The 18,337-nt window shown below is 72.2% G+C and carries 21 protein-coding genes; 12 read left to right on the top strand and 9 right to left on the bottom strand.

Features of this window, described 5'->3' with window-relative positions; genetic code table 11:
• Positions 1-142 precede the first annotated feature (142 nt).
• Positions 143-1,585, bottom strand: coding sequence for an aminotransferase class I/II-fold pyridoxal phosphate-dependent enzyme (locus HNR61_RS49455; protein ID WP_312898153.1), 1,443 nt, complete (start codon positions 1,583-1,585; stop codon positions 143-145).
• A 110-nt stretch (positions 1,586-1,695) separates the two neighbouring features.
• Between HNR61_RS49455 and HNR61_RS29495 the strand changes: the two genes are divergently transcribed.
• Positions 1,696-2,055 (top strand): DUF3140 domain-containing protein, encoded by a 360-nt coding sequence (locus HNR61_RS29495; protein WP_182846425.1) that lies wholly within the window; start codon positions 1,696-1,698, stop codon positions 2,053-2,055.
• Positions 2,056-2,084: 29 nt separating this feature from the next.
• Positions 2,085-2,276: a hypothetical protein gene (locus HNR61_RS29490; RefSeq protein WP_182846424.1), complete on the top strand. Its 192-nt coding sequence runs from the start codon at positions 2,085-2,087 to the stop codon at positions 2,274-2,276.
• Positions 2,277-2,331: 55 nt separating this feature from the next.
• On the opposite strand, the gene HNR61_RS29485 is transcribed toward HNR61_RS29490, so the two are convergent.
• The 3 genes from HNR61_RS29485 to HNR61_RS29475 all read right to left on the bottom strand — a co-directional run bounded on the left by HNR61_RS29485 (position 2,332) and on the right by HNR61_RS29475 (position 4,257).
• Positions 2,332-2,517 carry a hypothetical protein gene (locus HNR61_RS29485; protein ID WP_067827300.1) on the bottom strand — a complete coding sequence of 62 codons (186 nt, stop codon included), beginning with the start codon at positions 2,515-2,517 and terminating at the stop codon, positions 2,332-2,334.
• Positions 2,518-2,531: 14 nt separating this feature from the next.
• Positions 2,532-3,083, bottom strand: a complete 552-nt coding sequence (locus HNR61_RS29480; RefSeq protein WP_182846423.1) for a hemerythrin domain-containing protein — start codon at positions 3,081-3,083, stop codon at positions 2,532-2,534.
• A gap of 397 nt (positions 3,084-3,480) precedes the next feature.
• Positions 3,481-4,257, bottom strand: coding sequence for a GAF and ANTAR domain-containing protein (locus HNR61_RS29475; protein ID WP_182846422.1), 777 nt, complete (start codon positions 4,255-4,257; stop codon positions 3,481-3,483).
• A gap of 132 nt (positions 4,258-4,389) precedes the next feature.
• Here HNR61_RS29475 and HNR61_RS29470 point away from each other — a divergent pair, with 132 nt between their 5' ends.
• Complete coding sequence (locus HNR61_RS29470) at positions 4,390-4,992, top strand: DsbA family oxidoreductase (RefSeq protein ID WP_182846421.1); 603 nt, start codon at positions 4,390-4,392, stop codon at positions 4,990-4,992.
• A gap of 5 nt (positions 4,993-4,997) precedes the next feature.
• A complete protein-coding gene (locus HNR61_RS29465; RefSeq protein WP_182846420.1) occupies positions 4,998-7,691 on the top strand; it encodes a helix-turn-helix transcriptional regulator in 2,694 nt (897 codons plus the stop codon).
• Between the two features lies 1 nt (position 7,692).
• On the opposite strand, the gene HNR61_RS29460 is transcribed toward HNR61_RS29465, so the two are convergent.
• Positions 7,693-8,592: an alpha/beta fold hydrolase gene (locus HNR61_RS29460; RefSeq protein ID WP_182846419.1), complete on the bottom strand. Its 900-nt coding sequence runs from the start codon at positions 8,590-8,592 to the stop codon at positions 7,693-7,695.
• 71 nt (positions 8,593-8,663) lie between these two features.
• The gene (locus HNR61_RS49450) at positions 8,664-11,303 is read right to left on the bottom strand and encodes a helix-turn-helix transcriptional regulator (protein WP_182846418.1); all 2,640 of its coding nucleotides are present in this window, start codon (positions 11,301-11,303) and stop codon (positions 8,664-8,666) included.
• 285 nt (positions 11,304-11,588) lie between these two features.
• Here HNR61_RS49450 and HNR61_RS29450 point away from each other — a divergent pair, with 285 nt between their 5' ends.
• Positions 11,589-12,191 (top strand): RNA polymerase sigma factor, encoded by a 603-nt coding sequence (locus HNR61_RS29450; RefSeq protein ID WP_312898152.1) that lies wholly within the window; start codon positions 11,589-11,591, stop codon positions 12,189-12,191.
• Positions 12,184-13,275, top strand: a complete 1,092-nt coding sequence (locus HNR61_RS29445; protein ID WP_182846417.1) for a CU044_5270 family protein — start codon at positions 12,184-12,186, stop codon at positions 13,273-13,275. The genes HNR61_RS29450 and HNR61_RS29445 overlap by 8 nt, the downstream gene beginning before the upstream one ends.
• A gap of 208 nt (positions 13,276-13,483) precedes the next feature.
• Here the strand turns inward: HNR61_RS29445 and HNR61_RS29440 are convergent, their stop codons facing one another.
• Together HNR61_RS29440 and HNR61_RS29435 are read right to left on the bottom strand one after the other, a co-directional pair.
• Positions 13,484-13,669, bottom strand: a complete 186-nt coding sequence (locus HNR61_RS29440) for a DUF397 domain-containing protein (protein ID WP_182846416.1) — start codon at positions 13,667-13,669, stop codon at positions 13,484-13,486.
• Positions 13,660-14,487 carry a helix-turn-helix domain-containing protein gene (locus HNR61_RS29435; RefSeq protein WP_182846415.1) on the bottom strand — a complete coding sequence of 276 codons (828 nt, stop codon included), beginning with the start codon at positions 14,485-14,487 and terminating at the stop codon, positions 13,660-13,662. The genes HNR61_RS29440 and HNR61_RS29435 overlap by 10 nt, the downstream gene beginning before the upstream one ends.
• Before the next feature lie 154 nt (positions 14,488-14,641).
• On the opposite strand from HNR61_RS29435, the gene HNR61_RS29430 reads away from it, so the two are divergent.
• The 3 genes from HNR61_RS29430 to HNR61_RS29420 are packed head-to-tail and all read left to right on the top strand — an operon-like array spanning position 14,642 to position 15,533.
• Complete coding sequence (locus HNR61_RS29430) at positions 14,642-15,043, top strand: ATP-binding protein (RefSeq protein ID WP_182846414.1); 402 nt, start codon at positions 14,642-14,644, stop codon at positions 15,041-15,043.
• Positions 15,040-15,243, top strand: coding sequence for a hypothetical protein (locus HNR61_RS29425; protein ID WP_182846413.1), 204 nt, complete (start codon positions 15,040-15,042; stop codon positions 15,241-15,243). The genes HNR61_RS29430 and HNR61_RS29425 overlap by 4 nt, the downstream gene beginning before the upstream one ends.
• On the top strand, positions 15,240-15,533 hold the full coding sequence (locus HNR61_RS29420) for a hypothetical protein (protein WP_182846412.1): 294 nt from the start codon (positions 15,240-15,242) through the stop codon (positions 15,531-15,533). Before HNR61_RS29425 ends, HNR61_RS29420 begins: the two co-directional genes overlap by 4 nt.
• A gap of 199 nt (positions 15,534-15,732) precedes the next feature.
• Here the strand turns inward: HNR61_RS29420 and HNR61_RS29415 are convergent, their stop codons facing one another.
• On the bottom strand, positions 15,733-16,263 hold the full coding sequence (locus HNR61_RS29415; RefSeq protein ID WP_182846411.1) for a DUF6879 family protein: 531 nt from the start codon (positions 16,261-16,263) through the stop codon (positions 15,733-15,735).
• A gap of 237 nt (positions 16,264-16,500) precedes the next feature.
• Between HNR61_RS29415 and HNR61_RS29410 the strand changes: the two genes are divergently transcribed.
• The 3 genes from HNR61_RS29410 to HNR61_RS29400 are packed head-to-tail and all read left to right on the top strand — an operon-like array spanning position 16,501 to position 18,172.
• The gene (locus HNR61_RS29410) at positions 16,501-16,818 is read left to right on the top strand and encodes a hypothetical protein (protein ID WP_182846410.1); all 318 of its coding nucleotides are present in this window, start codon (positions 16,501-16,503) and stop codon (positions 16,816-16,818) included.
• 4 nt (positions 16,819-16,822) lie between these two features.
• Positions 16,823-17,305, top strand: a complete 483-nt coding sequence (locus HNR61_RS29405) for a DUF6879 family protein (protein ID WP_182846409.1) — start codon at positions 16,823-16,825, stop codon at positions 17,303-17,305.
• A 6-nt stretch (positions 17,306-17,311) separates the two neighbouring features.
• Entirely contained in the window at positions 17,312-18,172 is an 861-nt protein-coding gene (locus HNR61_RS29400) for a helix-turn-helix domain-containing protein (RefSeq protein WP_182846408.1), read from the top strand.
• Positions 18,173-18,337 lie beyond the last annotated feature (165 nt).

Here is an 18,337-nt window from a genome sequence, read left to right as displayed (position 1 = left end):
ACAATTCACCAAGAAAGACGGCATGGCGGGCGGATCACCGGGGTATCGGGGCGAGAACGCGGCGGCCCCCGAAACGCCCGTGCGGGGCGGCGCGGCGCTGACCCCGCCCCGCACGGGTTCCTCCGCCGCCGCGCCGGGGCGGTCAGCTCCGCGCCAGCACCCGGATGGTGTCCAGCGACTCGTCGGCGGCGTCCGGCACGACCATCCCCGCCGCGACCCCCGACCGCAGGTAGTCCAGCACCGGCCGGGTGATCAGCTCGCCCGGCATGACCGCCGGGATGCCCGGCGGGTACGGCGTCAGCATCTCCGCGCAGACCCGCCCCGCCGCGGCGTCGGCGGGCACCTGCTCGGCCGGGCCGAAGAACGCGTCGCGCGGCAGGTCCGCCAGCTCCAGCCGCAGCTCGCCGGGGTCCGGCACCGCGACCTCCGGCCCGCCCCGCAGGTCGTCGGCGTGGTCGACCAGCTCGCGCAGCGCCCCCACCAGCAGGCCCGTCGTCTGCGCGTTGTCGGCGAACGTGAGCTGCGCGCTGATCCTGCGGTGGTCCGACAGGTGCAGGTTGATGCCGCAGTGCTCGCGCAGCCAGTCGGCCGCCCGGTAGCCGAGCACCCCCAGCGCCTCCAGGTCCACGACGACCTGCAACGGGTCCAGGTCGTAGGCCATGCCGGGCGCGGTGAACTCGTCCTCGCACACGTGCAGCCCGTCGATCTTCTCGACCTCCGCGCGGACCCGCCGGGACAGCTCGATCGCCTCCTGGAGCATCTCCCGGCCGTGCTCGACCATCTGCCGCCGCCACGCGTCCAGCCCCGCGTAGATCAGCACCGACGGGCTGGTGGTGCCGAGCAGGTCCTCGCGGGCCTTCAGCACGTCCGGATCGACGAGCCCGCCCTGCTGGTGGAACACCGACCCCTGCTCCAGGCCCGCGCCCATCTTGTGGACGCTGGTCACGCACACGTCCGCGCCCGCGTCCATCGCCCACGACGGCAGGTCCGGGTGGAACGGCAGGTGCGCGCCCCACGCCTCGTCCACGATCAGCGGCTTGCCGCGCCGGTGGCAGATCTCCGCGATCGCCGCCAGGTCCGCGCACGTCCCGTAGGGGGTCGGGCTGGTCACCAGCGCGCCGCGCGCGTCCGGATGCTCCTCCCACGCCCGCGCGAACGCCTCCGCCGACGGCGGGTGCGCCAGGTGCAGCCCGGCGTCCCAGGTGGGCTCCACCCACACCGGCCGCACCCCGCTGAGGATCAGGCCGGACACCACCGACTTGTGGGCGTCCCGCCCGACCAGCAGCTTCTCGTGGGGACCGGCCACCGACAGCATCGCGCTCTTCACCGACAGCGAGCTGCCGCAGGTGGAGAAGAACGCGTTCTCGGCGTGGACGGCGTCGGCCATCAGCGCCTGGGCCCGCGCCAGCACCTCGTGGTCGGACGTCCGCGTGTCCAGCCCGGAGACGGCGAGCACGTCCGAGGAGAACACCGCGTCCCCCAGCACCTCACGCGCCCGCGGATCGGCCCCCCGGCCCTGCTTGTGGCCCGGCGGGGTGAACGGCACGAAACCGCGCCGGTGGTAGTTCGCCAGCGCGTCCAACACGGGAGTCTCCGAATGGTCCATGCGTCTCGCATGCCCCGTCTGACGCCGATAACGCATACCTGGCCGTACGCAGGGTAGGGGCGCGCCCACAGCCAACTGGGAGGTGGAACGTGAACGACCGACTCGCCGCCGAGGTCGAGCTGCTCTGGGACGACTTCCACCGGACCGTCAACATGACCTCGGAGGAACTGCGCACCTGGTTGCTGACCGAGGCGTCAGGCGAGACGGCCATGCCCGCCGACCCCGGCATGGACCTGCCGGAGCTGGGCAGGCACGTGGTGAGGATCCTGGGCAAGCGCAAGGTGGACCTGACCTCCGACGACGTGACCACGATGCGGCAGGTCGTCGAGTACGTGCAGGAGCGCCTGGAGAAGCAGCCCGAGGAGGGCGCGAGCAACGACGAGTGGCGGCGCGACCTGATGACGGTCGGCCACGACCCGTTGCGGCCCGACAGCACCAGCATGCTCTGAGTCCGCGAGAACAGCATTGAGGGGGAGAGATGCCGAATCCGCAACAGCCGGAGATGCGCCGTTCCCAGCGCACCGCCGTGACCGACGAACCGGCCCCCGAGGCCACCGACCCGAAGAAGACCCGCACACCGGGCAACGCCCACGGCACCGACAAGGGTGACAAGGGCGGCGGCGAGGGCGGCGGGGTCCCGCCGGACCAGCAGCCGCCGCACCCGGCCTGAGCCGGGAGGGCACGAAGAAAGGGCCGCCCCGGCGGGGCGGCCCTTTCCCGTTCGCTCACGGCACCTCGGTCTGCGGGCTGTAGCCCTCGGCCTCCCCGCCGGGCGCGTCGTCGGGCGCGTTGGGCGGGTCGGTCGGACCGGGCGTGTGCTCGTCCCCGAAATCGTCGCCCGCGGCGGCCTCGGGGTCCTCGCGCCGGTCGGCGAGGGGCCGGTCGTCGGGATCCTTGCGGTCGTTCGGCATGCGCCCTCCCGGGGTCACTTCATCGCGTTGCGGATGGCGTCGCGGGTGCGGTCCATGACCGCCGCGAACGGTCCCACCATCAGGTTCTTCATCGGCGTCTCGACGCCCTGGTGCGGATGGGTCGGGGCGAGCCTCTCGGCCATCTCGACCGCCGCGCGCATCCCGCGCAGCTGCTGCTCGGTCCCCCTGCGCTCGATCTCCGGGAACTCCTCGTGCTCCTCGTGCCGGGCGTGCTCCTCCACGTCCTTGTGGAACCGGGAGAACAGCGGGCCGAACTCGGGTGCGTCGGGGCCGAGCCGCTCCAGCTCCTCCAGCATCCCCTTGGCCTTGTTCTCCTCCTTCAGCCGCGCTCCGACGACCGCGTCCCCGCGCGCGATCTCACGCTTGGCGAACGGGTGCACGATCTCCTCCTCGGCCGTCTCGTGCACGGCCAGCAGGTGACGCAGCCGGTCGAACGCCTCCCGGCGGGTCTTCCCGCTGCTGTCCTCCACCTTGGCGAACAGCGAACGGATCTCCTCGTGCTGCCTCTTCAGCAGGTCGACCACGGTCTCGGTGGTTCCGGCCATGGGCCCTTCCCTTCGGACGAAGGCGGTTGCGGAGCTGTCCCTACCCGGCGGGCGGGCTTCAACCGCGCGCCCCGCAAAGGCCCCGCAAAAGGGCGGGACCCTTGTCGTCGGGGGGGATAACGACAAGGGTCCCGTTCGGAACCCGCCCCGGCGGCACCGGAAAGACGACCGGGGGTCGGGCTCCGCGGACCGGATGACAGAGGGGCAGGACGTCTCCCGGTCCGAGATCATCGTGCGGAGCGGGGCGCCGTTCGCCGGAAGACAAGAGAGGAAACCAGGCGTCGCGGCGTGCTCCTGCACCGATGGGGAGCGGGCCGCGCCTCCGGACCCGTATGAGATGCAGCATATCCCGGCGTCCCGGTTCCCGACAGGGAGTCAGCCGGATGTCGCCCGGAGGTCAGTCCGGGTCGCCCTCCTGGAACGGGCCGGGCCGCGCGCGGTGCCCGGTGACGCCCTCCACGATCCCGGCGGCGATGTCCCGGAGCTTGCGGTTGCGCCGCTGGGAGGCCCGCCGCAGCAGGGCCAGCGCCTCCTCGGCGGGGATGCGGCGCTGCGCCATGATGATCCCCAGCGCCTGGTCGATGACCGCGCGGGAGGCCAGCGCGTCGCGCAGCTGCTCGGTCGTGCGCGCCCGGTCGGCGTGGCGCAGCACGCCCCGCAGCAGCAGCGCCGCGTGGTCGGCGATCACCTCGACGACCGGCTCGCTGCCCTCGTTCACGCCGCCCGGATCGGGGAAGTACAGGTTGAGCGCGCCGGGAACGCCCCGCCGCACGCCGAGCGGATAGCTGCCCACGCTGCGCACGCCCATCTCCAGCACGCGTTCGCCGAAGGCGCGCCAGCGCCCGTCGGCGGCGATGTCCTGGATCACCGTCCGCCGCTGGCCGTGCAGGCTGGCCAGGCACGGCCCGCCGTCCGCCTCCCTCCGCGACCCGTGCCCCAGCTCGTACTGGAGCAGGTCGGCGGTGCGCGCGAGCGGGCCGGAGGCCACCACGGTGGCGGGGCCGTGCCGGGTCCGCAGGGTGACGCTGGCCGCGGGTCCGCCGGGGACGGTCTTGGCGGCGATGTCGGCGACGTGCTGGAGCGCCTGGCGCACGTCCTCGGTGGAGACCAGGAGCTCGGTGAGTTCCCGCAGGCTGGAGAGGATCTCTTCGTTCTCGGAACGTCCGGCACCCATGGCGGCCTCCTGAGGTAAGGCCATGCCCCGTCACGCACGGGCCATGCCCCGTCACGCCGCCGGACCGGTCACCTGACGGATGCCGGGCGGCGGCCCGCGTCCGTAGCGTCGCCGGTGGAAGGGAGATCTGAGATGCGGATCGAGATGGTTCTGGACGTGCCCTGCGTGTGGTCGTACTTCGCGTTCGCGCGGTTCCAGCGGGCCGCCGCGCGGTTCCGGGAACGCGGGGGAGAGCTGGAGACGGTGTTCCTGCCGTTCCAGTTGCGGCCGGACGCGACCGTGGAAGGGGAGCCGAAGGTGGCGGTGCTGCGGCGGGCGTTCGGGGACGCCACCGAGGACGCCATCGCGGGCATCACCGCCAAGGCCGCCGACGAGGGGCTGACGTTCCGGCACGCGGGCGCGGTCATGTCCAGCACGTTCGAGGCGCACCGGCTGATCGCGGTCGCGTCGGAGCAGGGCCGGGGCGCGGCGATGGTGGAGCGCCTGTTCCGCGCCCACCACACCGACGAGCTGAACGTCGCCGACCCGGCGGTGCTGCGGCGGCTCGCCGCCGAGGCCGGGGTGGAGTGGAGCGACGCGAAGGCCGGGGAGACCCGGGCCGCGCTGGAACGGGTCCGCGCCTCCGGTATCCGGGGCGTCCCCGTCTTCTATGTCGACGGCCGGCGGCTGGGCGGGGCGCAGTCGGAGGAGGACCTGCTCGCCGCGTTCGAGGCGGCGCGCTCCACCGTAGGGTGACGGTCATGCTGTACGGACGGGACGCGGAGACCGCGACGATCGACCGGTTGCTCCAGGGGGCGCGCGCCGGGCGCAGCGGGGCGCTGGTGCTGCGCGGGGAGGCCGGGATCGGCAAGTCGGCGCTGCTGGCGCACGCCGAGTGCGCCGCCGCCGACATGCGGGTGCTGCGCGCCACCGGGACCGAGTACGAGCGCTCCCTTCCGTACGCGGGCCTGCACCTGATGCTGCGCCGCCACCTGGACCGGGTGGACGCGCTGCCCGGTCCGCAGGGGCGGGCGCTGCGCGGCGCGCTGGCGATGGAGGGCGGCGCCGGCGGCGACCGGTTCCTGGTCGGGCTGGCGGTGCTGACGCTGCTGTCGGACCTGGCCGAGGAGCGCCCGCTGCTGTGCCTGGTCGACGACGCGCAGTGGCTGGACGAGCCGACGGTGGAGGCGCTGCTGTTCGCGGTGCGGCGGCTGGAGGCCGAGCCGATCGTGATGCTGCTGGCGGCGCGGGACGCCGACCCGGCGGGGCGGGCCGCCGAGTTCACCGCGCCCGGCCTGCCGGAGCTGCGCCTCACCGGCCTCGACGACCGGGCCGCCGACGCCCTGCTGACCGGGCGCGCCGCCGCGCTGCCCGCCCCCACCCGGCAGGAGATCCTCGTCGAGGCCCAGGGCAACCCGCTGGCCCTGCTGGAGCTGCCCGCCGCCCGCCGCGCCGCGCCCGGCGAGCCGTCCTCCACCTACACGCGGCTGCGGTCCGCGTTCGCCGACCGGGTCGCCGCGCTGCCGGACGCCACCCGCACGCTGCTGCTGCTGGCGGCCGTCAACCACCAGGGCGACCTGGCGGTCCTGCTGCCCGCCGCCGAACGGCTCGGCGCGTCCGTCGCCGACCTGGAGCCCGCCGAACGCGACGGCCTGGTCACCGTCGCCGACGAGCGCCTGGAGTTCCGGCACCCCCTGATCCGCTCGGCGGCGGCCGACGCCGCGACGTTCGGGCGGCGCCTGGCGGCGCACCGGGCCCTCGCCGCGACGTACCGGGCGGCCGGGGACCGCTGCCACGTGTGGCACCTGGCCGCCGCCGCGACCGGCCCGGAGGAGCCCGTCGCGGCGGAGCTGGAGGAGGCCGCCGAGGAGATGCGGTCCGGCGGCGGCGTCGTCTCGACCGCCGTCGTCTACGAGCGCGCCGCCGCGCTCAGCCCCGACCCCCGCGACCGGGGCCGCCGGCTGGCGCTGGCCGCGCGCGCCGCCGCCGACGCGGGCCGGGCCGAGCAGGCCGTCGCGCTCGCCGGACGCGCCGCCCGCGACGTCACCGACCCGGTCGCCCGCGCCGACCTGGTGATGATCCACGCGACCCTCGCCGACGAGCAGGACCGGGGCCGGGAGGCGTTCGGGATGCTGGGCGAGGCCGCCGGGACCGTCGCCGACCGCGATCCGGTCACCGCCGGCTACCTGCTGTTCCAGGCGGCGATGGCGGCGTCCAACGCCGGGGACCTGCCCGCCCTGCGCGCCACCGCCGACCGCGCCGAGCGCCTCGGCCTGCCGCGCGCCGAGAACGTGCGGGCGCTGGCGGACCTGTTCGAGGGGCAGAGCCCGCTGTCCCGCCTGGACCCCGCCCGGAGCGTCGCGGCGCTGCGCCGCCTCATCGACGTCAACGACTCCTGCTACGGCCCCCGCGACCTGCTGCGCGCCGTGATGTGGCGACTGATGATCGCGGACGTGGCGGAGGCGAACGCGAGCGCCCGCGCCCTGGAGCTCCGCTTCCGCGCCGAGGGCTCGATCGGGCTGCTGTCGCTGACGCTGATGCCGCTCGCGCGCACCGAGCTGATGCTCGGCCGGACCCGCGACGCGCTGGCGCTGGCCACCGAGGGCATGCGCGTCGCCGCCGACACCGGCCAGCACCGCATCCGCGTCTACCAGGCCACGACGCTGGCGCACCTGGCCGCGCTCGGCGGCGACGAGGAGCGCTGCCTGGAGCTGACCGCCGAGCCGCTGGCCCGCGACATCCCGCCCAGCAGCGTCCACGCCGTCGCCGCCCGCAGCCTTCTCGACCTGGGGCTGGGCCGCCACGAGGCCGCGTTCGACCGGCTGGCGGGCGTGCTCACCGCCGAGAACCGCGCCGGCTCCATCGCCAGCGTCCCCGACCTGGTCGAGGCGGCCGTCCGGTCCGGGCGGGCCGGGCGCGGCCGGGAGGCCGCCGCCTGGTACGGCCGCTGGTCGGCGCAGGTCGGGCAGCCGTGGACCGAGGCGATCGCCGCCCGCTGCGCCGCCCTGCTGGACGACGACGAGGCGTCCTACGAGCGGGCCGTCGCCCTGCACCGCAAGGACGGCGGCATGCCGTTCGAGAGGGCCCGCACCGAGCTGCTCCACGGCGAGTGGCTGCGCCGCGACCGCCGCCGCAACGACGCCCGCGCGCCGCTGCACTCGGCGCTGGAGACCTTCGAGCGGCTCGGCGCGGTCCCGTGGGCCGACCGCGCCCGCGCCGAGCTGCGCGCGACGGGCGAGGCGATCACCGCCGAACGCCCCTCCGACGCGCTCGCCGCGCTCACCCCGCAGGAGATCCAGGTCGTGCGGCTGGCGGCGGCGGGGCTGAGCAACCGGGAGATCGGCGCGCAGCTCTTCCTCAGCCCCCGCACGGTCGGCTACCACCTGTACAAGGCGTACCCGAAGCTCGGCGTCGCCTCGCGCGGCGAGCTCGCCCGCCTCGACCTGGCGTCCTGACTCACCGGGCCGTGTGGCGGAGGATCCCCTCCGCCACCGCCCCGTGGACGGGCGCGGGGAACATGTGGCCCATGCCCTCGACCATGAGCAGCTCGCCGCGCTGCACGCGGTCGGCGATGAGGGCGCTGTGGCCCGGCTTGACGGGCTCCTCGGTGCCCTCCATCGCCAGCGTCGGCGCGGTGATCCTTCCAAGGACGTCCACCGGCTCGAACGCCGGGTCGGCGGCGAACGCGCGCTGGTGGTTGGTCTCCGAACCGGGCCGCCGCGCCCGGTCGAAGATCTTCTCGGCGAGCGCGCGCTCGGCGTCCTCGTCGAACGGCAGGGCGGTGCCGTGCAGGACGCGCGCCGTCGCCACCGCGAAGTCGATGAGGCTCTTGCGGTCGGGCGCGGGCGGGTTCACGGCCGCGCCGGCGAAGAACTCGACGAACTCCGCGCGGGGGAACGGCAGGTCGTCGGGGCCCGGCGCCTGCCCGGTCAGCGCGTTCATGATCGTGCGTCCCTCGCCCGCGCCGAGCGGCGAGGAGCCGACGGTGGTGAGGGTCAGGACGCGTTCGGGGTGCTCGGCGGCGACCCACTGCGCCAGCACCCCGCCCGCCGAGTGCCCGACCAGGTGGACGGCGTCCAGCCCGTACCCGTCGATGACGGCCAGCAGGTCGTCCTTCAGGTCGGTCCAGGTGTAGGGGGCGGCGTCGAAGTCGAGGGCGCTGGACCGCCCGGTGTCGCGGTGGTCGTACCGGATCACCCGGCGCCCGCCCGCGGCCAGCCGTCCGACCAGCGCGTCCGGCCAGGTGATCCCGGACGCCATGGAGCCGGGGACCAGCAGCACCGGCGGGTGCGCCGGGTCGCCGAACTCCTCGGTCCACAGCTCGACGGTCCCGTTGGTGATGAATCGCTCGGTCAAGTCCGGCTCCTTCGCTTCGTTCCTTCTGATGAAGAGAATGCCGGTCCCGGCCGCCCGCGCCTTCAGTGGTACTACTGGGGACCACCGGACCAGTACCGGGCCAGCTCGGTACGGGAGGACACCCCGAGCTTCGGATAGATCTTGTACAGGTGGTACTCGACGGTCCGGGTGCTGAGGAACAGCCGGGCGGCGACCTCCTTGTTCGTCGCGCCCTCGGCCACCAGCGCCGCGATGCGCCGCTCCTGCGGGGTGAGGTCGTCGCGCGCGTCGGGCCTCGGATCGGCCGACTCCCCGGCGGCGCGGAGCTCCTCCCGCGCGCGCCTCTCCCAGGGGGCGGCGCCGAGCCGCCCGAACGTCTCCGCCGCCGTCCGCAGCGGGTGCCGCGCGTCCCCAGCCCGATGGGCGCGCCGCAGCCGTTCGCCGTACAGCAGCGCGGTCCGCGCCCGCTCGAACGCGGAGCCCCCCTCGTGCAGCCGCATCGCCTCCTCGAACATCGGCAACGCGGCCTCTCCCTCCGCCACCAGCGCCAGGCACCGGGCGAGCAGCGCCCGCGCCTCGTCGCTGCGGGCGTTCGCTGCCCACCGCTCGTACCGCTCGACGGCCTCCTCCGCCGCGCCGGTCTCCCCGCACCCCACGGCGGCCTCCACCCGGTCCGGCGTCGACCGCCACACCGTCGTCGGGTGCCCCGCCCCGGGCCCGGCCGCGACCATCACCGCGAACTTCGAGTGCGCCGCCGCGAACCGCCCGAGGCCCAGGTCCAGCAGGCCGAGCGCGTACCGCGCGACGCTGACCCGCAGCCCGATCCGGTGCGGGATGGCGATGGCCAGTGCCTCCCGCGCGTACCGCTCGCACTCCTCCTCCCGCCCCCGCACGGCCGCGACGGCGGCGAGGTTGGCCAGATGGGCGGCGACGGAGTTGGTGTAGCCGGCCTCGCGCGCCAGCATCAGGCCCTCCTCCGAGACGGCGGCGCTGTCGGCGAGGCGGCCGTCGATACGTTCGGCGGTCGCGACGTACTCCAGCACCACGGGAAGCTGCCCGGCCAGCCCCGACACCCGCGCGACCCGCCCCGCGTCCACCGCCAGCCTCGCCGCCGTGTCGGCCTCACCGAGATAGCTCGCCGCCGCCGTCGCCCACAGGAAGTCGGCGGCCTCCTCCGGATCGGCGTCCCGGAGACCCTGCCGCAGGACGGCCGCGCCGCGTTCGGCGTCGCCCCGCAACATGGCGGCGATCCCGACGAGCATGCTCCGGTGGAAGGAGCCGCCGTACGCCTCGGCGCGTTCCCCGGTCCCCACGATGGCGGCGACGTCCCCGTGCACCGACGCGGCCTCCGCCGCGTCCGCCAGCAGCCCCACCACCAGCTCCGCCGGAAGCTGCGGCCGCGCGGCCGCAAGGAAGATCCGCTGCGCCTCGGCGACGTCCCCGGAGTTCAGCTCGAACCGGCCGCGCAGCCGTTCGGCCTCGGCCCGCGTCAGCTCGTCTCCGGCCAGCTCCCGCGCCTCGGCCAGGCAGCTCTGCGCCTGCCCCGGCCGCCCGCCCAGCCACGCCGCCGTCGCCGCGTCGATGAGCCGCCGCGCCCGCGTTCCGCGTTCGGGCGTCAGCTCGGCGGCCCGCGCGAACGCCGAGGCCGCGTCGCCGTACCCGCTGCGCTCCCTGGCGCGTTCCCCGACCCCGGCCAGCTCGGCGGCGACGCTCTCGTCCCGCGCATAGACCGACGAGGCCCGATGCCAGGCCCGCCGATCCGGATCGTCGAGAACGCCGGCCAGCGCCGCGTGAGCCCGCCGCTGTTCCGCAGCCTCGACAGCGCCGTACACGGCGGACCGCACCAGCGGATGCCGGAACCGCAGCGCCGCGCCCTCCACCCGCACGAGCCCGCTGGCCTCGGCCTCCTCCAACGCGCCCACCGGAACGTCCGCCGCCCGCAGCACGACATCGACGTCCCCGCGCCCCTCGGCGGCGGCGACCAGCAACAGCTTCCGCGCGTCCGCCGACAGCACGGAGACCTGCTCCCGGTAAATCTCAGCTCCCACCGGCAACGGATCGGGCAACGGCACCCGCCCGGCGAGCCGCTCCGCCCCCAGAACCTTCGCGGCCTCTTCCAACGCGAGAGGATTCCCACCGGTCAGTTCAACGAGCCGCTCCACAACATGGGCCGGAACGCCCTCACCCAGCACGCCCCGGGCCCCGTCGGCGTCCAGCCCGCCGACCACCAGCTCAGACAACCCACCAACGAGAACGTCTCCCCGAACGGCGATGAACATCGCCACCGGAACCTCACGGAGCCGCCGCGCCGCGAACACCAACGCGTCGGCCGACGCCCGATCGAGCCACTGGAAGTCGTCGACCAGGCACACCAGCCCGCCGTCCCCGGCGGCCTCCTCCAGCAGGCTCACGACCCCGGCCGACACGAGAAACCGCGCGTCCTCAACGGGCGCCGCAAGCCCCAGCACCCCGCGCACCGCGTCCCGCTGGGGCCCCGGCAGAGCATCAACGTGCTCGCTGACCGGCCACAACAGTTGATGCAACGCCGCGAACGCGAGCCCCTGCTCGGCCTCGTTCCCGATGGCCCGCAGGACGCGCGTTCCCCGGCCCGCCGCGTACTCCAGCAACGCCGACTTCCCGACCCCGGCCGGACCCCGCACCACCAGGGCCCCGCCGGACCCGTCCAGCAACGCGTCGATCGCCGCGAGCTCTTTCCCCCGCCCATGAAGCATGGACGGAATTGTCCACCACCCCGAGATCGTGGGGCCGTTCCCACCACAAGGAACGACCCCACGTGCGCGGATCTCCCTTCGCGACGACCTTCCGTCCCACAGCAGCCAGAACGATCATGACCGCGCCCGTAGGTCATTGCGTGCGGGCTGACGCTGTTGTGGGTCGTGCGCTGGGCGGGAGTTCGCGGGGCCTGGTGCGATCTTCGATGCGGAAGAGCGGAACTCGCGGGGCGACCGTGGCATAGAAGCGGGTGACATCTCCCCCACCGCGCAGAGAGGAGCACGGTGATCGAGCAGATCCCCGCCGCCTCCCCGCACATGCTCTCCCCGCCCGCCGCGCCCGACGAGGAGGACGCCGCGGTCATCCAGCGCTCCCTGCGGGAGCCCGAGGCGTTCGCTGTGCTGTTCCGGCGGTACGCGCCGGAGATCAGGCGGTACGTGGCCCGGCGGCTCGGCCCCGACGTCGCCGACGACATCACGGCCGACACGTTCCTGAACGCGTTCCGGCGTCGCGACAGCTTCGACACCGGCCGCGCCAGCGCCCGGCCGTGGCTGTACGGCATCGCCACCAACCTGGTCGGCATGCACCGCCGCGCCGAGGTGCGCCTGTACCGCAACCTGGCCCGCACGGGCATCGACCCGGTGACCGAGTCGTTCGCCGACCAGGTGGACGCCCAGGTCAGCGCGGGTTCCACCGCTCTCGCCGCCGCCCTGGGCCGCCTTCCGGCCGCGCAACGCGACGTGGTGTTGCTCATCGCCTGGGCCGAGCTGAGCTACGAGGAGGCCGCCACGGCCCTGAAGATCCCGATAGGGACCGTTCGTTCGCGCATGAACCGGGCGCGCGGGAAGCTGCGCGACGCACTCGGCAAGGAGACCGACCATGGATGAGATGACCGAACTGCGACGGTTCCGTTCGGCCGTCCCCGTCGAGCCGCTGGGCGAGCGGCAGACCGAGCGGGTGTTCGCCGAGTTCCACGCGCCGTCGTCCCGGGCGCGTGCCCGCCGGATCTGGACGCGCCGCCGTTCCCTGGGACTCGGTGTGCTGGTCGCGGCCGGTGCTGCGGCCTCCGTGGCGGTGGTGCCGCTCGGCGACGAGAAGCCCGAACGGCCCACCGGCCCGCCCTCGCCGCAGATGCTCCTGATCGCGGCGGCCGAACGCGCCGAACGGGACCTGGTGCGCTCGGGCGCGTTCTGGCACCAGCGCTTCCGGGAGACCCGGCAGTACTGGGCGCGCGGCAGGAACGGCGAGCGGTACGTCATCGAGGACCGCCGCATCACCGAGTTGTGGACGCCGACGCGGAACCCCGACAGCGCGGTGATCTCCGTCCGGGAACTCGGCGCGGGCCCGGCCACGCCCGCCGACCGGGCGGCGTGGCAGCGGGCCGGATCCCCCTCCGACTGGCCGATCGGCAACGGCATGCGCCTCAAGGCCAAGCCCGACCGGCGGCAGCCTGTCGTCCGGTCGCAGCGGGGGCGCGGCGGTTTCAGGTTCATGGGCGAACCCGTGACCCTGGCGGAACTGCAAAGGCTCCCGGCCGACCCGCAGGGGCTGCGAACCCTCATCCTGCGCGGTCGGAAACAGGCGGTCGACACCGGGCGCGCACCGCGTGAGAACGGACCGTCCGAGGCGGAGACGGTCTTCCTGGAGACGTCGGTCCTGCTGCGCCTGCCCGCGCCGCCCCGCACGCGCGGCGCGGCGTACCGGCTGATCGCCTCGCTGCCCGGACTGCGCTACGAGGGCCGCGCCCGCGACCCCCTCGGCCGTCCGGGGCCGGCCGTGGACCTGCCCGGCGGACGGGCCGCGACCGGGGCCGACGAGATGAGCGGGGTCACCCGGCGTCTGATCGTCGACCCGAAGACCAGCCACCTGCTGGCCTGGCAGGACCACACGACCGGGAGCCGCCGCCAACTGGTCACCTCCACGGCCTACGAGTCCATCGGCTGGACCGACACCCCGCCACCGCGAGGCTGACCCCGCACCACCGCGCTTGTCGACCCTGAGCGCCCGCAGGTGGTCGAGGAAATCGACCACCTGCGGTGGCAGCGCCAGCTCGCCGAGGTCCCTCCAAGAGGGCCGCACCCACGCCGGGAAGACGGTGCGTGGTTCAAGGTGCCGCCCGGGACGGGATGTGGGCCCCGAAAACACAAGAGCGCCCCCGGAACGAGGGACGCTCTTTCCTCTACAGACTCTTGATGATTCGGGAAAATGTTCGAGCTTCCTCATGGTCGATAATGACCTCAGAGCCATCAGGATTCTTACTGTCGCGAATAGCGACGATGCCGGGCGCTGAGGCAACCTCGATGCAGGCGTCGCCCTCCTCGTGACTGCGGGATGCCTTTCGCCACGGGGCGCTTCTCAGGTCCATCGTTCCTCAATCACCTTTCGAATCAGCGCCCGCGTGTCCTTGACATTGAGGGCTTCGGCTTGGAGGGTGGCCATGGTTCTTGCCGCCCGTTCTATATGGAACGGCTCGTGCGTCATCGCCCCGCCAAACTGATGAGTGGCGTACATGACCTCCTGCCGGTTGGGGAGTGTAGCAATGATGAAAGAGCCTCGCACGCCGCGATACCAGGAGACCGGGGCCACCTGGAGCTTTATGTTCTCCCGCTCCGACACCTCGACTAGGTATTGCAGTTGTTCGCGCATGACCTCCGGAGTGCCGATCTGGCGATAGAGAATGCTCTCGTCCAGCACCGCGCAGAGAAGTGGGGCGGGGTTGCGGGCCAGCCACTCTTGGCGTTTGATCCGCCTGGCGAGCGCGTCTTCGTCATTGAGCAGCACGCGTGCGTAGGACTGCGTCTGTAGCAGGCCGTGGACTCGATAGGCTTCGTAGGCCCGGATTTCATTGGCCTTCTGCTCGGCCTTCTCGAAATCCGCAAAATACTGCGGGATGACGTCATCTTCGTGAAGCGGCTCGATGAACTCTTTCCAAGCCTCGTGGATCTCGGTTCCCGTGTTGAGCGCTGAATCCATGCGCTGGGCGAAGTCTTCCCTGCACTGGGCGGCGCCCGTCTCCACCTGGGAGATGTAGGACCGCACGACGCTCAATCGGTCGGCGAGTTCCTGCTGGGAGATCTTCGCGCGCTTTCTCCGCTGCCTGACTTCACGGCCGAAGTTGATCGACTCCGTGGTCTTCGGGGGATTTCCCACGGCCTGGAACCTCCGATAGTCGACGTCAGCCAACGGTCAGACGTTGCCAGCCACCCGCATGTGCTGCGCGCGGACCGGTCGCCTCACGTGGCGATGCTATGCCGCGCGATGCCTGGATTGAAGTGCATCACCCGTCACGGAACGCGACGAGACCGAGGCAGCGGCAATGATCACCTCACCCCCACCGGTGGCGACCACCGACCCGTCAATTCTGCTGATCACCTCCACTCCGGAGGCGATCAAGGCCGCTCGTGACTTCGCACGGAGTTGGCTCGAATGCAAGGGCGTCGATCACATGGCGGTTCAGGTCGGACTTCTCGTGGTTAATGAACTCGTCACAAATGCCCACCGCCACGGCAGCGCGCCGGGGGACGCGATCTCCGTCCGCATGTACCTGTCCGACGCCGGACCGGTCGCGGAGGTTCGCGACCCGAGCGACGCCGAACCGCGAGCCCTGCCGCTGACCCTCGACTCGTTCTCGGGGCGGGGATTGGCGATCGTCAGCGAACTCGCGGACCGGTGGGGATACCGGCCCCTGGCGTCCGGCGGGAAGGCCGTGTACGCCGTACTGCGGGAGGTCGTGAAGTGAGTCCCGCCAACGCCCTGCTGGCTGTCCTGCGCGAGTGGTTCCCCGGCTGGGACATCTGGTACGAGCGCGGGGTGTGGCGCGCGGCCGGGTTCATGCTGATCAGCTCCTCCACGGCGGACGGGCTGGTCGAACACCTCGCCGGGGCCGACCCCGACGCGTTCGCGAGGGTCGCGCGCAGGTTCGAGGGGCGTACGGCGTGAGCGGCGACGAGTTCCACGAGTGGGATGAGGAGGGCGAGACCCTGCGCCTGGTCTCCCTGATCAGGGAGTTCCGGGAGATCGACCGGCCGTTGTACGCAGCGATCTACACCCCACCAGCGGTCGCGCCGCACATGAGGTTGGCCTACCTGGACGGGCGGGTCCAGAACGTGACCGAGATCTTCGCGTTCGACGGCTGGTTCGCTTGCTCGTTGGGCCTGTTCCCCGCAACCGACACGAACCGGGCAGCGCGAGCCCTGGCCAAGGCACTGTCGACCCCTCAACCACGATGAACAGGGGTGGGGCCCAGACCTCGTCCACGGAACGAACTTGGTGGCGGTGACACGCCGCGTCGGCGGAGCAGCGGCCCGTTGGATCATCGGCGTGCGTGACTCCAAGGACGCGCAGGGCCCGCTACCCTCCTCCCTCACTCTGTCTTCCGCGCCCTCTCACTGAGGTCCGCAACGGCACGCACGACCTGTAGCCCGACGTTCAGAGGCGGTATTCCTCGTGTGGGACGGCTCGTTCCCACACCATCTCGAACGCCGCGACGACCTGGGCGACCCTGCGTGGGTCGGACACGAACTCGTACTCCTCCAGCATCGTTCCGTCGCCCGCGTCGAAGTGGAACCGCACGAGACGTTGGTCGAACATCCAGAAGTCCGCACCGGGAAGCATCAGATCCCATGCCTGACGGCGCGGCAGCCAGCGGACCTCCTCTCCCGCCTTGATGTTCACGTCCGTGACCATGTGCAGCCAGCGAACGTAGTCCGAGACCGGTTCGCTCACGACACGCGCCCGCCGCATCCTCACCCCCCGAGCCACGGCCTCCTCGACCAGCGAGACCCACTTGGAACGGTCGGTACGGCCCGATCCACCGGCCTTCCAGTCGTCGAACCCCGGCGAGGGCCGGTAGAAATCCCGCATCTCCAGATGCACGGCTGATCGTCTGGTGTTGGCCAGCAGCTCGGCGAAGGCCGGAACGCCGTGTCCTCGACGGCGGCGGCCCGGTTGGTCGGGCACCAAGATCTGAGTCCTCTCAATGAAGATCCGCAACGGAACCACGACCTGTAGCCTCGGCGGGCGCTCTTCCGGGACGGCTGGCCTCATGGTGACCCGGCAGTGGCCCGCGAGGCCGGGCCCCATTGCGTCAGGGCGACGGATTGTTTCGACTTTCGAACCTCGTCTTGACGCCTTCCACGCGACGGCGGAGGCTGCCGGAGGGCAACCTCAGGCAACCGGCTCGCTGGGGAGTGCGGCATGGCACTGGATTTCGTGGGTGTCGATCCAGGAAACCCGGATGACGACTGTCCGGCCGTATGGGTGGATTCCGAGACCGGGGACTTCTACTTTCAGGGGGAGACGGTCACCGAGCCCGACACCTTGGCGTGGATCAACTCCGACAGCCGGCTCAAGGACACGGAGTCGGTCGTACGGCTTCCCGCCGCAATGGCGCAGATCATCATGGAGGCGGCCAGTGGGCACCACGAGCGTGGCAGGCGACGCTTCACGCCCGAGAACCACCCCCGCCCGGCTGAGGACGTACGGACGCGACGAGCGCAAGCCGAGCTTCGCTGAACTGATGGCGGAGTGCACGACTTCGGCGGTCCATCTGGAGATCCATGACTGGCACATCACCGACGACCCCCGGTTCACGGCGTGGAAGGAGAGCCGCCCGCAGCCAGAGGTGACGGTCGGCGGCGCGTTCCAGACGGCCGTGCGTGATGCGGTGAAGCGGGGCGTACAGGTGCGACGCGTCCGGATCGTTTCCGAACCGGTGAACGATTATGTGCGCTGGGAGTACAGCATCACGGCTGAGCACAACATCGCGGCTGGGGAAACCGTTCGCTGGCTCCCGCGACCGCTCGCCTCCACACTGGCGCTTCCTGGGAACCCCTTTTGGGTCTTCGATGCTCGACGCGTGCGCTTCTCCATCTTCGACGGAGACGGAAACGTGGTGGGGCACCAGTTCAGTGACGACCCGGATGTGGTCGCACTGTGCTCCTCGGCCTTCGCGGCGGCGTGGGACCTCGCCACCGACCACGAGGACTACACGTTCGACTGATCACCCGTGCCATCCTCTTCCTCCTCCAGCGCTCAGCGGGCTCGTCAGGCACTGGCCGACCAACTCCGGGAGATCCGCCAGAGCGCGGGCCTGACCGCCAAGGAACTCGCCCGGCGTGCGGGCTGGCACGGCAACTCCAAGGTCAGCAAGATCGAGCACGGCACCCGGCCGGTCTCGGCTGAGGACGTCAGAACGTGGTGCAGGGTCTGCGGTGTCTCTGAGCGGCGAACAGAGGAGTTGCTCGCGGAGCAGCGTTCGGTGGCCGGGATGTGGACCAGCTACCAGCGGCTCAACCGGGCAGGGCTCAGACAGGCGCAACAGTCGGTCAGGCCGATCTACGAGCAGGCGACTCTCATTCGCTCCTATCAGTCGAGGACGTTCCCGGGACTGATCCAGACTGCGGCGTTCCTGACCACGACGTTGGAACAGGTACGTCTACGGCAGGGCGTCCACATCGATGACGTGGCCGCAGCCGTGGCGGAGAGAGTGGACCGGCAGCGAATCCTGAGAGAGGGGCAGAGGCGCTTCGTCTTCATCCTTGAAGAGGCCGTGCTTCGTTACCGTCTCACCGGACCGGCCGCGCACGCCGAACAACTCGGCCATCTTCTCGAAGTGATGGAGCTTCCAGCGGTGTCGCTGGGGATCGTCCCTCTGGACGCCGACCGGATCCAGGCGAGGCCCACCGAAGGGTTCGTCATCTTCGACGACGAGCAAGTATCGGTCGAACTCGTCTCCGGCTATCTGAAGCTCACCCAGCCGAAGGAGGTCGAAGCCTACGTGCGGCAGTTCTCGACCTCGGTCAAGGCCGCCGTTTTCGGTCGGCGCGCCCGCGCGCTGATCGCCGATGCCCTGGCTGCCCTCGCCTAGCCAGGGGCAACGTTGGGCAACCTCGTTGAGGGGGTTTCCAGCAGGCTCGTAGCGTCCGGCGTATGAGCTTCGACAGGTCACGGCGTGTGGCGGGTGCGGCCGGTCGGCCGTTGCCCTCCCATCAGCGCGGTGCTCTTCTGGAGGTGCTGCGGCAGGTGATCACCG

The organism is Actinomadura kijaniata (assembly GCF_014138665.1).
GTDB classification, from domain to species: Bacteria; Actinomycetota; Actinomycetes; order Streptosporangiales; family Streptosporangiaceae; genus Spirillospora; species Spirillospora kijaniata.
The sequence above is the reverse complement of the archived record's forward strand: the minus strand, read 5'-3'. Positions and strand labels throughout refer to the sequence as shown.

Coding starts and splice junctions, on each gene's coding strand:
- HNR61_RS49450 (WP_182846418.1), bottom strand. CDS start 11,303: ATGCTTCATGGGCGGGGGAAAGAGCTCGCGGCGATCGACGCGTTGCTG.
- HNR61_RS29465 (WP_182846420.1), top strand. CDS start 4,998: ATGCTGTACGGACGGGACGCGGAGACCGCGACGATCGACCGGTTGCTC.
- HNR61_RS29410 (WP_182846410.1), top strand. CDS start 16,501: ATGGCACTGGATTTCGTGGGTGTCGATCCAGGAAACCCGGATGACGAC.
- HNR61_RS29440 (WP_182846416.1), bottom strand. CDS start 13,669: ATGGACCTGAGAAGCGCCCCGTGGCGAAAGGCATCCCGCAGTCACGAG.
- HNR61_RS29480 (WP_182846423.1), bottom strand. CDS start 3,083: ATGGCCGGAACCACCGAGACCGTGGTCGACCTGCTGAAGAGGCAGCAC.
- HNR61_RS29405 (WP_182846409.1), top strand. CDS start 16,823: ATGGCGGAGTGCACGACTTCGGCGGTCCATCTGGAGATCCATGACTGG.
- HNR61_RS29445 (WP_182846417.1), top strand. CDS start 12,184: ATGGATGAGATGACCGAACTGCGACGGTTCCGTTCGGCCGTCCCCGTC.
- HNR61_RS29490 (WP_182846424.1), top strand. CDS start 2,085: ATGCCGAATCCGCAACAGCCGGAGATGCGCCGTTCCCAGCGCACCGCC.
- HNR61_RS29470 (WP_182846421.1), top strand. CDS start 4,390: ATGCGGATCGAGATGGTTCTGGACGTGCCCTGCGTGTGGTCGTACTTC.
- HNR61_RS29475 (WP_182846422.1), bottom strand. CDS start 4,257: ATGGGTGCCGGACGTTCCGAGAACGAAGAGATCCTCTCCAGCCTGCGG.
- HNR61_RS29485 (WP_067827300.1), bottom strand. CDS start 2,517: ATGCCGAACGACCGCAAGGATCCCGACGACCGGCCCCTCGCCGACCGG.